This is a genomic window from Acuticoccus kandeliae (assembly GCF_003073115.1).
Map to the genome: position 1 here is coordinate 1 of NZ_QBBV01000106.1, position 352 is coordinate 352.

The following is a 352-nucleotide window of genomic DNA, read 5'->3' on the forward strand; positions in this document are numbered from 1 at the left end:
CCCGGCATCAGACAGTCCCTTCGATCTTCTCGGTCTGGTTCATCAGAACTCCAGGCCTCCCTCGCGGGCGGCGTCGGCCAGGGCCGCGATGCGGCCGTGGTAGGCCAGCCCGCCGCGGTCGAACACGACCGTGGAGATGCCTGCCTCCTTGGCCCGGGCGGCGATGAGCTCGCCGACCTTGGCCGCCTTGGCCTTCTTGTCGCCCTCGACGCCACGCACCTCGGCGTCCAGCGAGGACGCGAAGGCCAGCGTGTGGCCCGCCAGGTCGTCGATCAGCTGGACGGTGATGTGCCGCGAGGAGCGGTTGACCGCCAGCCGCGGACGCACCGGCGTCCCGGAGATCTTCTAGATC

Annotated in this window: 1 protein-coding gene; it reads right to left on the reverse strand. The window is 70.2% G+C overall.

Translation table 11 applies throughout. The features are described from left to right. Positions 1-42: 42 nt before the first annotated feature. A complete protein-coding gene (rplR, locus tag DBV35_RS29515; RefSeq protein WP_205648954.1) occupies positions 43-342 on the reverse strand; it encodes a 50S ribosomal protein L18 in 300 nt (99 codons plus the stop codon). Positions 343-352 lie beyond the last annotated feature (10 nt).